The sequence below is a fragment of the Paraburkholderia sp. 22098 genome, assembly GCF_052045935.1.
Classification (GTDB): domain Bacteria; phylum Pseudomonadota; class Gammaproteobacteria; order Burkholderiales; family Burkholderiaceae; genus Paraburkholderia; species Paraburkholderia caledonica.
This window is the reverse complement of record NZ_JBQEPV010000006.1, coordinates 333,246-348,354: the sequence shown is the minus strand read 5'-3', so window position 1 is coordinate 348,354 and position 15,109 is coordinate 333,246. Positions and strand designations below refer to the sequence as shown.

General features: G+C 61.8%; 13 protein-coding genes. 7 read left to right on the top strand and 6 right to left on the bottom strand.

The genetic code is table 11. From position 1 onward, the window contains the following. Both ACTJLB_RS15530 and ACTJLB_RS15525 read right to left on the bottom strand, forming a co-directional pair. Positions 1–1,359, bottom strand: a complete 1,359-nt coding sequence (locus ACTJLB_RS15530) for an acyclic terpene utilization AtuA family protein (RefSeq protein WP_440783776.1) — start codon at positions 1,357–1,359, stop codon at positions 1–3. Positions 1,360–1,385: 26 nt separating this feature from the next. Next, positions 1,386–2,690 carry a CitMHS family transporter gene (locus ACTJLB_RS15525; protein ID WP_020068866.1) on the bottom strand — a complete coding sequence of 435 codons (1,305 nt, stop codon included), beginning with the start codon at positions 2,688–2,690 and terminating at the stop codon, positions 1,386–1,388. Between the two features lie 99 nt (positions 2,691–2,789). Here ACTJLB_RS15525 and ACTJLB_RS15520 point away from each other — a divergent pair, with 99 nt between their 5' ends. From ACTJLB_RS15520 to ACTJLB_RS15510, 3 genes are all read left to right on the top strand, one after another. After that, positions 2,790–3,683 (top strand): LysR family transcriptional regulator, encoded by an 894-nt coding sequence (locus ACTJLB_RS15520; protein ID WP_087753071.1) that lies wholly within the window; start codon positions 2,790–2,792, stop codon positions 3,681–3,683. Positions 3,684–3,834: 151 nt separating this feature from the next. Beyond that, complete coding sequence (locus tag ACTJLB_RS15515) at positions 3,835–4,665, top strand: alpha/beta fold hydrolase (protein ID WP_440783775.1); 831 nt, start codon at positions 3,835–3,837, stop codon at positions 4,663–4,665. A 354-nt stretch (positions 4,666–5,019) separates the two neighbouring features. Then, positions 5,020–5,247: a hypothetical protein gene (locus ACTJLB_RS15510; protein ID WP_020068863.1), complete on the top strand. Its 228-nt coding sequence runs from the start codon at positions 5,020–5,022 to the stop codon at positions 5,245–5,247. A 188-nt stretch (positions 5,248–5,435) separates the two neighbouring features. Here ACTJLB_RS15510 and ACTJLB_RS15505 read toward each other — a convergent pair whose 3' ends face one another. Next, positions 5,436–7,664: an NADP-dependent isocitrate dehydrogenase gene (locus tag ACTJLB_RS15505; protein WP_440783774.1), complete on the bottom strand. Its 2,229-nt coding sequence runs from the start codon at positions 7,662–7,664 to the stop codon at positions 5,436–5,438. A gap of 359 nt (positions 7,665–8,023) precedes the next feature. After that, positions 8,024–9,028: a TauD/TfdA family dioxygenase gene (locus ACTJLB_RS15500; protein ID WP_440783773.1), complete on the bottom strand. Its 1,005-nt coding sequence runs from the start codon at positions 9,026–9,028 to the stop codon at positions 8,024–8,026. 325 nt (positions 9,029–9,353) lie between these two features. On the opposite strand from ACTJLB_RS15500, the gene ACTJLB_RS15495 reads away from it, so the two are divergent. Next, a complete protein-coding gene (locus ACTJLB_RS15495; protein ID WP_440783772.1) occupies positions 9,354–9,662 on the top strand; it encodes a putative quinol monooxygenase in 309 nt (102 codons plus the stop codon). Next, complete coding sequence (locus tag ACTJLB_RS15490; RefSeq protein WP_440783771.1) at positions 9,659–10,822, top strand: iron-containing alcohol dehydrogenase; 1,164 nt, start codon at positions 9,659–9,661, stop codon at positions 10,820–10,822. Before ACTJLB_RS15495 ends, ACTJLB_RS15490 begins: the two co-directional genes overlap by 4 nt. 86 nt (positions 10,823–10,908) lie before the next feature. On the opposite strand, the gene ACTJLB_RS15485 is transcribed toward ACTJLB_RS15490, so the two are convergent. Together ACTJLB_RS15485 and ACTJLB_RS15480 are read right to left on the bottom strand one after the other, a co-directional pair. Then, positions 10,909–12,303, bottom strand: a complete 1,395-nt coding sequence (locus tag ACTJLB_RS15485) for a sensor histidine kinase (RefSeq protein WP_392394789.1) — start codon at positions 12,301–12,303, stop codon at positions 10,909–10,911. Further along, positions 12,293–12,970 (bottom strand): response regulator, encoded by a 678-nt coding sequence (locus ACTJLB_RS15480; protein ID WP_027778124.1) that lies wholly within the window; start codon positions 12,968–12,970, stop codon positions 12,293–12,295. The genes ACTJLB_RS15485 and ACTJLB_RS15480 overlap by 11 nt, the downstream gene beginning before the upstream one ends. Before the next feature lie 285 nt (positions 12,971–13,255). Here ACTJLB_RS15480 and ACTJLB_RS15475 point away from each other — a divergent pair, with 285 nt between their 5' ends. Both ACTJLB_RS15475 and ACTJLB_RS15470 read left to right on the top strand, forming a co-directional pair. Then, on the top strand, positions 13,256–14,275 hold the full coding sequence (locus ACTJLB_RS15475; protein ID WP_440783770.1) for an ABC transporter substrate-binding protein: 1,020 nt from the start codon (positions 13,256–13,258) through the stop codon (positions 14,273–14,275). Between the two features lie 37 nt (positions 14,276–14,312). Continuing rightward, positions 14,313–15,107: an ABC transporter ATP-binding protein gene (locus tag ACTJLB_RS15470; protein WP_440783769.1), complete on the top strand. Its 795-nt coding sequence runs from the start codon at positions 14,313–14,315 to the stop codon at positions 15,105–15,107. Positions 15,108–15,109 lie beyond the last annotated feature (2 nt).

Genomic DNA, 15,109 nt, shown 5'->3' with positions numbered 1-15,109 from the left:
TCACGCCTCCACCATCGTGAACGTCGGCTTCACCAGATCGCGCGGCAACAGCACCGATTGCACCGCGACGACTTCGCGCGCTGACTTCGTGACTCCGCCGCCGCCCGCCGGGCCGTTCGTGTATAAGGTCTCGACTTCGTTGCCGACCCGCACAGCGTGCTCCAACGACGCAGTGCGCCCCGCCACGCGTGCGCGCACTTCGTAGGGCTCCGCCGAACCAGCGGCAAGAGTCTCGCCATGCAAAGCGTTCACGCCGATCAGGTCGAAGCGCAACTCTTCGGTCTGAACTCCGGTCAGCGCAAGCCGCTCGCGCACGATGTCGAGTGCGAGACGGGCACGCGTCAGCGCACCGGGGCCCGCATATGAAATCTGCCCTTCGCCAATAAAACCGTCGAAATACGCCACCGAGACCTTGAGCGTGCTCGTGCGCGGCGCGCCGCGGCCACCGCGCACGCGAACGCGGTCTGGCGCTTCTTCCTCGACGTGCACACGCGAGAAATCAGCGACCACGTCTGGTTGCAAATAACGTTGCGGATCGTGGATCTCGTACAGCAACTGCTCCTTGCACGTTGCCTCGGTCACACGTCCGCCAGCTTGCGCGAGCTTCGTGATGACCACGGCGCCGTCCTCGCCGACTTCCGCGATGGGAAAGCCGAGCCTCGCCAGCGCGGGAACGTCTTTGAACCCGGGGTCCGAGAAATAGCCACCGGTGATTTGCCCCGCGCATTCGAGCAGATGGCCGATCACCGTCGCCTGACCCAGCGTCTGCCAGTCGTCCGTGCGCCAGCCGAACTCATGGATCAGTGGCGCCACGAACAACGACGGATCGGCCACACGTCCCGTGAGAATGATTTGTGCGCCCGCCGCGAGCGCGTCGACGATTGCGCTCGCGCCCAGATAAGCATTCGCGGAGACGAGACGCGACTGGTAGTCCGCTACCAGCTCGCCGGATTCCTCGAAGCGAAAGGCACCATCACGCACGGCATCGAGCACGTCGTCGCCGGTAACCGCCGCAATCTTGACCTCGCCAAGACCAAGCGAACGCGCAATCTCCGCTGTCTTGCGCGCCGCCGCAAGCGGATTGGCCGCGCCCATGTTCGAGACGATGCGCACGCCGTTGCGCAGCGCGGCCGGCAGCACCGCCTTCATGCGCGTCTCGAGAAGCGGGTCGTAGCCGAGTTCGGGGTCTTTGCTGCGCGCCTGCTGCGCAATCGCAATGGTGCGTTCGGCGAGACATTCGAACACGAGGTAATCGAGCGCGCCGTCTTCCGCGAGTTCGACTGCGGGCTCGATACGATCGCCCGAATAGCCCGCGCCCGCGCCGATTCGCACGAGGCGTCCATGCTGAGTGGCTGTCATGCTGCTCACACCTGTTTCCGTAAAGCTCACAGTGAAAATATCCCCAACGCGACACATGCAATCGTCATCACGATGGATGCGCCGAACAACAAGGGGAACGTGAATCGCTGATGATCGGCGAGTTCGATCCCGCACAAGCCGACCACGAGGAAGGTGGCGGGCGTCAATGGGCTGACCGGAAAGCCCGTCGTCATCTGACCCAGCAACGCGGCCTGGCCGACCTGCACCGCGGGCACGCCGAGCTGGCCCGCCACTTCGGCGATAACCGGCAGTACCCCGAAGTAAAACGAATCGGGATCGAACAGCATGCTAAGCGGCATCGACATGATGCCGAGCGCGACCGGAATGTGGCTCGCCATCGCGGGCGGCACGAAGCCAACTGCTGCTTGCGCCATCGCCTTGAGCATGCCGCTGCCCTGCATGACGCCCGTGAACACGCCGGCTGCGAGAAGAATGCCGGCCATCATCAATGCGGCGCGGGCATGTGCGTCGATCCGTTTTCGCTGCATGTCGACGTTCGGATAGTTGACCATCAACGCGACGCACAGGCCGACCATGAACATGATCGCGGGCGGAATTTTTTCGCCCATCACGACCATCGTACCGAGTACGACGATCGTGAGCACGATGTTGAACCAGAAATTCTTCGGTCGCCGCAACGCCTGTTCCTCTGGCGTCAGTTCGCGTTTGGGCATCGGCACGGCACCGCTCGCAGCGCCGAAACCGAGCCGCTTTTCCTCGCGGCGTCCAAGCCAGAATGCAACGCCGAACACGAAGACGAGCCCGATTGCCTGCACCGGAATCAGCGGATTGAACAGCGCCGAGATCGGCAGATGCAGCGAGGCGGACGCGCGAATCATCGGTCCGGTCCACGGCAGGAAGTTGATGCCGGCCGCCATCGAAACGGCCGCGGCCAGTACACGCCGGTCCATCTTGAGACGGTCGTAGAGGGGCAGCATCGCGGGAATCGTGACGAGAAAGCAGACCGCGCCGGAGCCGTCCAGATGGATCAGCAGCGCGAGCAACGTGGTGCCCATCACGATGCGCGTGGGCCGCGTGCCGACCGCGCGGAGAATGCGGTCGATGATCGGATCGAGCGTGCCTGCGTCGGTAATGGTGCCGAAATAAAGAATCGCGAACACGAACATGCCGACGACCGGCGCGAGGCCCTTGAGCCCGTCGATCACGAACTTGCTCGTTTGAAAGCCGAACCCGCCAATCAACGACGCGGCAATCGGCACGATGATGAGCGCCACCAGGGGCGACATGCGTTTCGACAGGATTGCGCCGAGCAGCACGACGATGGTGGCCAGCCCCAGTAATGGCAGCATGTGCTTGTCTCCAATGTTGTTTTTTACTGCGATCCAGCGTAAGTTCAGGCCACTGATAAATCAATTGAAATGAATTGATTGCAGCAATTACAAATGGTCATGGATCTGAATCTTCGGGACATTCGCGCGTTTATCGCGGTCGCGCAAACGGGCAGCTTCACGCAAGCTGCTGCGCGCCTGCACCTTTCGCAACCGGCCTTGACGGTACAGATCAGACGCCTGGAGGAAACTCTTGGCTTGCGGCTTTTCGACCGCAACAGCCGCAACGTCGCGCTCACGCCGACGGGGCGCGATCTGCTGCCGCTTCTGCAAAAGTCGCTGCACGACATGGAGCATGTGCTGATCGACGCTCGCGCGCTCGGCGACGGCGCGAGCGGCACCGTGCGAATCGCCTGCCTGCCGACTTTCGCGGCAAGCTCGCTGCCCGAACTCGTTCAAGACCTGAAGAAAACTGTGCCGCGCGTGAGTTTCGAGGTGCGCGATGTCGTCGCGAGCATGGTCAATGCGTTGGTGCGTAACGAAGAGGCCGATATCGGATTGACCGGCGGCGCTCTCGACGACGCCAACCTGGAAGTGCTACATGCCGGCATCGACAGGCTGGTGGTTATTTGCCCGAAGCGGCACCCGCTAGCGAAGCGGCGGCGCATCACGCTTGGCGATCTTGCGGCCACGCCGCTGGTGCTGACGGCGCAAGGCACGAGCGTGAGGGCGGTTGTCGATAGCGCGTTTTCGAACGCGCGGTGCCTGCCCGAAATTGCCTGTGAGCCGACCTACATGATGAGCGCCGTAGCCATGGTTCGCGCAGGGCTCGGCGTGACCATTCTGCCGGCGTCGGCGCGCGAAGTGAGGGCGGAGCCTGAACTCGTGGTGCGTCCCGTCGACGATCCGGCATTCACGCGCCCTATCGCGCTGATCAAGAAGCGTGGACGCACGTTGCCGCGTGTCACGGAGACGTTCGTTGCAATGTTGATCGAGAAGCTCGATTCGGAGTGAACGGCGGTCGGGCGCTTGCGGTATGTTTCCGAGAAGCGGCGAAGCGGCAAGAGGCAGCAGAATCCCGTAGGTTCGTTGCTATGCGCGCTGCTGTGCTGGCACGCTGTCGCTTGCAATGACGGTACTGGCAATCAAAGAGGAGACAACGGCGATGGCAGCTTTCCAGGAATCGGACGACGACTCGCTTGAACGCTTCGAAGCGCACGGCGCGCCGCTGCTGCCTGCATCGAACGAGTCGGGGTGGGTCGAGCACGAAGGCGCGCGGATCTGGTACGCGTCTCACGGCAGCGGCACGGCAGTGATTCTTTTGCACGGCGGACTTGGCCACAGCGGCAACTGGGGTTATCAGGTGCCGGCGCTCCTTGCGGCCGGGCACCGCGTGGTGGTAATCGACAGCCGCGGTCACGGCCGCAGCACGCGCGACGCGCGGCCGTACAAGTACGAACTGATGGCTTCAGACGTGCTTGCCGTAATGGACGCGCTCGCGCTCGAACGCGCGGCAATTGTCGGCTGGAGCGACGGCGCGTGTGTCGCGATGGTGCTGGGCATGGTGGCGCCGCAACGCGTTGCCGGCGTGTTCTTCTTCGGCTGCAACATGGACCCCAGCGGCACAAAAGAATTTGTAGCGACGCCGGTTATCGACCGCTGTTTCAGCCGGCACCGTCAAGACTACGCACGCCTTTCCGCCACGCCCGACGAGTTCGACGCATTCGTCGCCGCCGTCAGCGACATGATGAAGACCGAACCTAACTATTTCGCGGACGACCTCGCGCGAATCCGCGTGCCGGTTGTCATCGCACAAAGCGAACACGACGAGTTCATCACACGGGAGCACGCTGAATATCTCGCCGGCGCGATTCCCGGTGCGGAATTGAACGTGTTACCCGGCGTCAGTCATTTCGCGCCGCTGCAAAGACCGGCGCTGTTCAACAAGGCGATGATTGCGTTCGTGGAGCGCGTGCTGCCGGGCGGCCCCTCCTGACGCATACGGGGGTGTATCTACAAAACACCCAAAATTTCACGATGCGACACGCGGCCCTGCTTCGTAAAAAATCGTGGTGCGTGGCACAAACTCGTCATTTCGCAATGTCGCCCCACGTTGCACATCGCAAAATGAAACGCGCAACTCTTTGATTTCTAATCGCAATTTTCGTTAGAACGAAGTCCCCAACGACCGCTTGCTCCGCTGCCTGCTGACATAGACTCTTTTACAAGAGCAGGCGCTTCATGCGGTGTGGTGGACTGGATGCGATAGAACCATCTCGGACAGCCCCCGAATCCCGCGCAGGAAGCCGCCAGAGCACAGCGGTTTTTATTGGCAATTGGGAGACTAAAAATGAAAGGCTTTCGCTTTGGATCGACCGAAGGAGCGTTCTACATTTTGCCGGGTCAGGACGGCTGGGAAGCATCGTACGGCAACGACAAACTCGGCGAGTTTTCCAGCCCGCAACAAGCGGCTGACGACCTCGCGCGCGGTTTGACCTGCCCGCATCTGTCTGAAGTCGACACCTCGACGCTGGAAATTCCGGAGAAACTGAGCGACTGGGAAATCGTTCACGTTTGATGGACCGCACTACGCGCGTCCGCGTTTTGCGGCCAGAAACGACGATGGCGCTCGAGAGCGCCATCGTCGTGCTTACCGCTTACTTTTATGCCGCGTCAGGCGTGTGCCTGGCTGCGTCTTTCAAAGCGTGCGCAAGTGCGTTGTCACTTGGGCCGCTCCTCACACGTGTCAGCACATGGCTGAACACTTCACGCGATCGAGTCCACGATTTTGTTCAGCGTGGCGCTCGGGCGCATAGCCTTGCTCGTCAGTTCGACGTTCGGGCGATAGTAGCCGCCAATATCCACCGGCTTGCCTTGTGCGGCACGCAGTTCTTCGAGGATCTTCGCTTCGTTGTCGGCCATCGCCTTGGCTACGCCGGCGAATTGAGCCTGCAACGCGGCGTCTTCCGTTTGCGCGGCGAGTGCTTCGGCCCAGTACATCGCGAGGTAGAAGTGGCTGCCACGGTTGTCGAGACCGCCGACCTTACGCGCCGGCGACTTGTCGTTGTCGAGGAACTTGCCGGTTGCCTGATCCAGCGTCTTGGCCAGAACCTGCGCCTTCGGGTTGTGATAGGCGCTGCTCAGATGTTCGAGCGACGCTGCCAGCGCCAGGAATTCACCCAGCGAGTCCCAACGCAGGAAACCTTCTTCGACCAGTTGCTGAACGTGCTTCGGCGCCGAACCGCCCGCGCCCGTTTCGAACATGCCGCCGCCTGCCATGAGCGGGACGATGGACAGCATCTTCGCGCTGGTACCCAGTTCCATGATCGGGAACAGGTCGGTCAGGTAGTCGCGCAGCACATTGCCGGTGACCGAGATCGTGTCCTTGCCGGCGCGGATACGCTCGACGGAGAACTTCGTTGCCTCGACCGGCGTCATGATGCGAATGTCCAGACCGTTCGTGTCATGGTCCTTCAGATACTGCTCGACCTTCTTGATGATCTGCGCGTCGTGTGCACGGGCAGCGTCCAGCCAGAACACCGCCGGCGTGTTGGTCGCGCGCGCGCGGTTCACCGCGAGCTTGACCCAATCCTGCACCGGTGCGTCTTTGGTCTGGCACATGCGCCAGATGTCGCCCGCTTCCACCGTTTGCTCGATCAGCACAGCGCCGCTTGCGTCGGTCACACGAACCACGCCGTTCGCCGGAATCTGGAACGTCTTGTCGTGTGAACCGTATTCTTCAGCGGCTTGTGCCATCAGGCCGACGTTCGGCACCGTGCCCATGGTGACCGGATCGAACGCGCCATTCTTCTTGCAGTCTTCGATCACTGCCTGATACACGCCCGCGTAGCAACGGTCCGGAATCACGGCCTTGGCGTCGTGCAGTGCGCCGTCCGCGCCCCACATCTTGCCCGACTCGCGAATCATGGCCGGCATGGACGCGTCGACGATCACGTCGCTCGGCACGTGCAGGCTCGTAATACCCTTGTCCGAGTTGACCATGGCGAGTTGCGGACGCTGTTCGTACTGAGCCTTGATGTCGGCTTCGATCTGCGCAGCCGTTTCGGCGGGCAGGTCTTTGAGGCGCGCGTACAGATCGCCGATACCGTTGTTCGGATTGAAGCCCGCTTGCGCCAACGCGTCGGCGTGCTTGGTCAACACGTCTTTGTAGAACACCGACACCACGTGACCGAAGATGATCGGATCGGACACTTTCATCATCGTGGCTTTCAGGTGCACCGAGAACAGCACGCCCTTACGCTTGGCATCGGCGATTTCCGCTTCGATGAAGCTGCGCAGCGCGTTCTTGCTGAGCACCGACGCGTCGATAATCTCGCCCGCCTGCACCGGCGTCTTTTCCTTCAGAACCGTCTTCGTGCCGTCGGCAGCGGTCAGTTCGATCTTCACGGCACCGGCCGCTGCGATCAGCGCCGATTTTTCGCTGCCGTAAAAATCGCCGCCGCTCATGTGAGCGACATGCGACTTGGAGTCTGCAGACCACGCGCCCATTTTGTGCGGATGCTTGCGTGCGTAGTTCTTCACCGACAGCGGCGCGCGGCGGTCCGAGTTGCCTTCGCGCAGCACGGGGTTGACCGCGCTGCCCTTGATCTTGTCGTAGCGTGCCTTGACGTCTTTTTCCGTTTCCGTCGTGGCGACGTCCGGGTACGCCGGCAGCTTGTAGCCCTGATCGCGCAGTTCGGTGATCGCGGCCTTCAGTTGCGGCACCGAAGCGCTGATGTTCGGCAGCTTGATGATGTTCGCTTCGGGGCGCGTTGTGAGTCCACCCAGCTCCGCCAGATCGTCGGAACCCTTCTGTTCCGCGGTCAGGTAGTCCGGAAATGCAGCAATGATCCGGCCAGCAAGCGAAATATCGCGCGTTTCAACGATCACGTCGGACGAGCGCGTGAACGCCTTGACGATCGGCAGCAGCGAGTAAGTCGCCAGAGCAGGCGCTTCGTCGGTCAGGGTGTAGATGATCTTCGGCGGTGTGGACATGTTTGATGCTTTGCTAGGTGAAGTGAGAGACAGAGCGTTGGACGCGCTGAGCCAGCGAGTTGCGACGAAGCAGCAAAACGCAGCGCGACCCGCGGCACTACTTTTTACGGCCCGACCGTGAGTATATGCGCGTTTTCCTCTATCCGCTGCTAAACAAACATGCCGGCGAACCCGCCGAAAGTGCGATGATGCCCGCCAGACAAGGCTTTCAGCGATTTATCCTACGCCTGAAGACATATGTCTTATAGATGACCTAAGTCGCAAAAATTTTGCCAGATGCGAATTGTTTTCATTAACGCTGAACTGAATCCATCCGCACGATCGTGCGCGAAACACCGTGCCGCGGTCGTCGTTCCGCGCTACACCGTCTGGCCTTCACGGTAACTCTGTGCCATTGCGACGACCACCTTGCGCGGCCCTTCGAACGGGTCGCGCGCATGCGCCGTCAACATGTTGTCTAGCATCAGCACGTCGCCGGTTTGCCAGGGAAACACGACCCGCTCTTCGTCGAGAACGCCGCGAATCTGTGCGAGGACGTCGGCTTCGAGCCGCGCGCCGTCGCCGTAATACACATTGCGCGGCACGTTTTCCAGACCGACGGACTCGATCAATGCGTCCTGCATGTCTTCATCGAGCGACGAAAGATGGAACAGGTTCGCCTGGTTGAACCACACGGTTTCACCCGTGCGCGGATGCCGCGCCACCGCCTGACAACGCTCGCGCGTGCGCAGAAGCAACTCGCCGTCTTCACTGTCGCGCCATTCGCATTCAATGCCGCGCGCCCGGCAAATGCGCTCGACCACGGCTGGATCGTCCGAGCCGAATGCCTGCTGCCACGGCAAATCGAGCCCCTGACCGAAGTTGCGCACGTAAAGCAGTTCGCGGCGTGCAAAACGCTCGACGAGCGCGGGGTCGAGCGCGCGATAAATGGCGCGGCTGTCCGCAATCGGCGTCGCGCCACCGGAACGCGCGGCGAGCGCGCAGTGGAACCAGATCCGCAACGGCCATTCGCGGGTATACGACTGCTCGTTATGCAAAGGGATCGAGCGATGCGGCGGATATTCCGTCGATGTGTACACCGCGCCCTCAACCTGGCTGCGCGGCGTAGAAGCGAATTCATAACCGATCAGCGGATGCCCGAACGAAGCGGCGAAACCTTGGAATGCATCGATCGAATCAACCCGGAAGCCTGAGAAGAGCACGCCGCCGGCGCGCTCGAGCGTCTCGTCGACAATCGCATGCAGCAGCGACGCGGCGTCGTTCAATGACATGTCCCCGCCCGCGCGTGGCGACACGACCGTAGGTAGGCCGGGCTCGATAGACAGATCGGCGAGCGTGGGCCGCGGCGTCGAAAGCATGGTCATACGAATTCCTTTGGATGATGCCGTGTACCGGCGCCAGTTTGGCGCCCCGGTTTGTCCGCGGCGCGCACGCTCGTCCTTCTAAAAACACACCGCCAATCTATCGCAAACGCGAATGATTCTCAATATCCGAGTGAGATGGCCCTGCCGATCTGATGGATTCACCCGCGGAACGCAGCAGGACGTTAGCTTTGCCGTTCAGCGGGCGATCCGAATCTGGTACAACTGAAATTCGGCGCCGCGTCTGCCGGGCTCGGAATATCGTCAGCTCGCGGCGACATCGGCTTCACGCTCTGGGATCTCGACCACTGTCTTGTTGGAGTTACTGATGGCTCATGCCTACCTGCAGGTGATCGCGCATTATTTCGCCAAGCCCGGCAACGGCGATGCGATCGTCAAGCGTCTCACCGAACTCGCCGCCGCCACTCGCGCGGAGCCGAAGAACCTCTACTACGAATTCTTCCGCTCGCCGCTCGAGCCGGACCACTTTGTAATCCTCGAACAGTACAGCGATGCGGACGGCCTCGCGGAGCACCGCGAGACCGAACATTTTCAGCGTCTTGGTTTCGGCACAATCGTTCCCTTGCTGGAGCGACGTGAAGTGTCGAGCCATATGGTCCCGGGAGAAGCAGCATGACGCATGCATTCCGCTTTCAAACGGTGCCCACGCTGATAGTCGAATTCGGTGCGGCTCGTCGGCTCGGCGCTTTGCTGCGCGCGCAATTTCCGGCGCTTGAACGTCTGTGTGTCGTGACAGACGGCTTCCTGCACAAAAGCGGCTTACTGGACCCGGCACTTGCCGATCTCGCGGCGCATGGCTGGAATGCGACGGTGATCGACGACGTGATCGCCGATCCGCCAGAACATATCGTGCTTGAAGCGACGGCTCGCGCGCGCAGCGCCGGTGCCGAGATCGTGCTGGGCCTGGGCGGCGGCTCGTCGATGGATGTCGCCAAACTCATCGCTGCGCTCGCTCCACAGCAACAGCAGCAACTCAGTGAAATGTATGGCGTGAACAAGGTGACGGTGCAGCGGCTGCCGCTCGTGCAGATGCCGACCACTGCCGGAACCGGCTCCGAAGTAACAGCCGTGTCGATTGTCACAGTCGGCGAGGCCAGGAAGATGGGCGTCGTCGCGCCGCAACTGATCGCCGATCTGGCGATTCTCGACGCCGAACTCACGCTCGGGCTTCCCGTTGCCGCCACGGCGGCCACGGGGATCGACGCGATGGTTCACGCGATCGAAGCGTATACGTCCGCGCATCTGAAGAACCCGGTATCCGACATGCTCGCGATAAAGGCGCTCGAACTGCTGTCGCGCAACCTGCTGCCCGCGTGCGAGGACGGCAACAATCGCGATGCGCGCGAGGCAATGCTGCTGGGCGCGACTTTCGCGGGACAGGCATTTGCAAACTCGCCGGTCGCTGCCGTGCACGCGCTGGCCTATCCGATCGGCGGCATTTATCACGTGCCGCACGGGCTTTCCAATGCACTGGTGCTGCCGCATGTGTTGCGCTTCAACGCCGACTCTGCGGCACATCTTTACGCGGAACTGGCCGACGTGGTCGTGCCCGGAACGACCGGCAGCGCCATGGACAAGACCCAGGCGCTGATCGAAAATCTCGAACGGATGATTGCGGAGACAGCGATTCCGGCGCGACTGCGCGATGTCGGCATCGAGCGCGAAGGGCTTGGACGCATGGCCAGCGACGCGATGTTGCAAACCCGCCTGCTCGTGAACAATCCGCGGCCCGTCAGCGAGGCCGATGCACTGGCGATTTACAACGCCGCCTTTTGATACGTTTTGATCTCGCCACTGGCACAGCGGCAACCGCGGAACTTTCACGCGATACAGCCGCCGCCGGCTCGCGATAGCGAGCGCTGCTAGCCTGCGCGCGACTGCCCCGACGCCGCACGCGGAAACGAAACGGCGATATGCACGCCTTTGCCGCCCTCGCCCGCCTGGAGCACGATATCGCCTTTGTGCGCGTCCGCGATTTCCCGCACGATGGCAAGTCCGAGACCCGTGCCCTCTGTATCCGTCGAAGCGCGAAAGAACGGTTCGAATATGCGGCTGCGAGACTCGGCTGGAATGCCCGGACCGTCGTCGATCACGCTAACGGTAACCCTGTGCGCGTCGGCGGTCACTGCGACCGTGACGTGCCCGCCGCTGCCGGTGTAACGAATTGCGTTCTCTGCGAGATTGGCGATCAGCGCCTGAAGCAGGCCACGGTGCCCCGCCACCGGCGCGATGTCGCAAAGCTCCGCGCCGAGATCGATTTGCCGCCCTTGCGCAAGCAGCGCGAAGTCTTCCACCACTTCCATGGCTAACGGCACGAGATCAACCGTTTCGACGATCACCTGCCGGTTGTCCGCCGCCTCGGCCTGAGCGAGCAGCAACAGCTTGTTGGTGAGTCCGACCATTGACCGGTTGCTGCGATGCATGGCGGCCAACGCTTCGTCGAGCGCCGGGTTCACGCCGCCCTGCTGCCGCGCGAACTGCAACTGGGTGCCGAGCAGCGTGAGCGGCGTACGCAACTGGTGTGCGGCGTCGGCGATAAAACGGCGCTGCGCGGCGACCTGCACGCCGAGGCGTGCAATGCACTGATTAATGGCTTCGACAATCGGCCGCAACTCCGTATGCAGACGGTCCACGCGGATCGGCTCGAGTTGCATGGGATCGCGGTCGGCGACCTCGTCTTTCACCTTCATCAATGGACGCAATTCGAACGTCAGACCGATGCACACGAGCGCCACAGCAAGCGCGATCATTTCGATCTGCCGCACGAGTTGCGGTCGCCATAGTTGTTCGGCCATCGCGTCGCGTGAACGCACCGTCTTGCCAACAGTGACCCGCACGTGGCGCGTCGCGCCGTTGTCGTACATGAGCCGAACGAGCCCCACGGCGCGCACGTTCTGGCCGTATAGCGCGGTGTCGTAGTGGTCCGGCGTATCGGCCGCTTGCGCCGGACGCGGCGGAAATTCCGGCGTACCGGCGAGCAGTTGCCGGTCGTCCACATTGACGCTGTAGAACACCTGATCGCGATAAGGCGACGCGAAGATTTCGAGCGCAGCGGGCGGTACATCCACGCGCAGGAAACCGTCGACCCATTCCACTTCGCCCGCAATCATTCGCGCTGACGAAATAAGCTGATTGTCCTGCACGAGATCGGCCGTTCGCCGGGCATTGTCGTACTCGGCCTTGCCAGTCACGAACACATACAATGCGAGCGGCACCAGCAACCACCATAACAATCGGACGCGCAAACTATTGGTCATCTTCTTTCTTGCGCAGCAGGTAGCCGAGCCCGCGCAGCGTGACGATGGCCGCCGAACTGCCGTCGAGCTTCTTGCGCAGGCGTGAGATATAAATCTCTACCGCGTCTTCGCTCGGCTCATCGGCGAGCGTGAAGATCGCGTCGACGAGCGCCGGCTTGGTCACCGTTTTGCCCAATCTAAGAATCAGCGTTTCGAGCACCGAGCGCTCGCGCGGCGTGACGTTCAGCGGCGCGCCCTTCAATGTGAACTGACGCGTATCGATGTCGAACGCAAGGTCGCCGCATACTACTTCGCTCGCCTTCGACGGAGACTGACGACGGATCGCCACCTTGATTCGCGCGATCAGCTCACGCACTTCGAATGGCTTCACCAGGTAGTCGTCGGCGCCCGCGCCGAGCAACTCCACTTTCTCGTCGATCGAACCGCTCGCCGTCAGAATCAGCACGGGAGTCGCGTCGCCGCGCTGACGCAGCCGGCGCAGCACGTTTTTGCCCGACAGCTTCGGCAAATTGAGGTCGAGCAAGATCACGTCATAGTGATTCGTGCGCAGCAAACGGTCCGCCGCGTCGCCGTCCTGCACGGCGTCGAGAGCGAATGCCTCCTGCTCCAGCATCTTCGCGAGCCAGTGAGCGAGAGTGGGATTGTCTTCAATGAGCAGCAGCTTCATGGCACAAACGGCGAGAGTCAGGGCGTCGATTGTGCCGTAAAAACAGGGCGCTGCGCGTATTGCGTGAGGTTCGGCGCATACAGTTTCATGTTCTACCCCGAGCTTCCGCGAGATGCTCTGCGCGCGGTTTGCGGCACGATTTCGCGCGGTTCGGGGTTAACACTCACTATTTGCCGGCACCGTCGAAAGCTGGCAGAAGGTTTCCGATTTCTATAATCGCCGTCATTCACTCAAAAAGCGCCGCATGGTCCATAGGGCGGCGGCCAAACCCCAGGAGACTGCCTCATGCGTACCTTGCGCCAGATCGCCGCTGTGTCCGGTGTTGCGTTTGCCCTCGCCGCTGCTTCGGCCGCCGCTCACGCGGAGAAACTCACGATCATGGTCGGCGGCGCCACCAAGATCATTTACCTGCCGGCCAAGCTGACTGAACAACTCGGCTACTTCAAGGACGAAGGCCTCGACGTCGAAATTCTCTCGCAGCCCGCGGGCGTGGATGCAGAGAACGAACTGCTCGCAGGCGCGGTGCAAGGCGTAGTGGGCTTCTACGATCACACTATCGATCTGCAGAGCAAAGGCAAGGAAGTGCAGGCGCTGGTGATCTTCGGCCAGGTGCCGGGCGAAGTCGAAATGGTCTCCACGAAAGCGGCAGACAGCTTCAAGAGCATGGCTGACGCAAAAGGCAAGACGCTCGGCGTGACCGGCCTCGGCTCCTCAACAAGCTTCCTCACGCAATACCTTGCGCAACGCGCGGGTGTTCCGTCCACGCAGTACACGCTGTTGCCGGTAGGTGCCGACAATAGCTTCATCGCGGCCATCAAACAAAGCCGTATCGACGCCGGCATGACGACAGAGCCGACGGTCTCGCAACTTCTCAAGACCGGCGACGCGAAGGTACTGGTCGATATGCGCACCCTCGAAGGCACGCGCGCAGCGCTCGGCGGCACTTATCCGGCTTCGAGCTTCTACGTGCAACGCGCGTGGGCCGAGTCGCACAAGAGCGACGCGGCGAAGCTTTCGCACGCTTTCGCAAAGACGCTGAACTTCATTGCCACGCATAGCGCTGAAGAAATCGCGGCCAAGATGCCGAAGGACTACTACGGCAACAACAAGGACCTTTACCTCGGTGCACTGAAAGCGTCGCTGCCCATGTTCACGAAGGACGGCAAGATGCCCGCCGACGGCCCGGAGACCGTGTTGAAGGTGCTCTCCGCATTCAACCCCTCGGTGAAGGGCAAGCACATTGACCTCGCCAAGACCTACACGAACGACTTCGTGGCGGCGCCGGTCAAGACCGCGGCCAAGTAACGTCATCCACATCAAGCAAACTGCGAGGCACCAGCCGATGAACCAACCTATGTCACGCGAGACGCCTGCGATCGAAATGCGCAACGTGTCCTGCCGTTTCATTTCTCCGGACGGCAAGGCAACCATCGCGCTGCGCGACTTCAGCATGTCGGTGGCGCGCGACGAGTTCGTTGCGATTGTCGGGCCGACGGGCTGCGGCAAATCCACCACGCTCAGCATGATTACGGGCTTGCTCAAGCCCACTACCGGCGAAGTGCGCGTGATGGGCGCGCCGGTCGACGGCATCGATCCGCGCATCGGCTTCGTGTTTCAGGCAGACGCCGTGTTTCCGTGGCGCTCGGTCATCGACAACGTCGCGGCCGGTCCGCTGTATCGCGGCCGCTCGAAATCCGCCGCCTACGAAGAAGCGAACGAGTGGCTGCGCCGTGTGGGCCTCGACAAGTTCGGCAAGCACTATCCGCATCAGTTGTCCGGCGGCATGCGCAAACGCGTGGCGCTCGCGCAAACGTTCATCAACCGGCCAGAAATCCTGTTGATGGACGAACCGTTCTCCGCGCTCGACATGCAAACGCGCACGCTGATGCAGGACGAATTGCTGCAGTTGTGGGGCGGCGCCGGGTCGGTCGTATTTGTCACGCACGATCTCGAAGAGGCGATTGCACTCGCCGATCGCGTGTTCGTGCTGACCGCGCGTCCCGCGACGCTGAAAAAGGTCTACGAGATCGATCTGCCGCGTCCGCGTGTCACATCGGAAGTTCGCTACGACCCGCGTTTCATCGAAATCTCGCACGATATCTGGCACGACCTGCGCGAAGAAGTGCAGATCGGTTAATC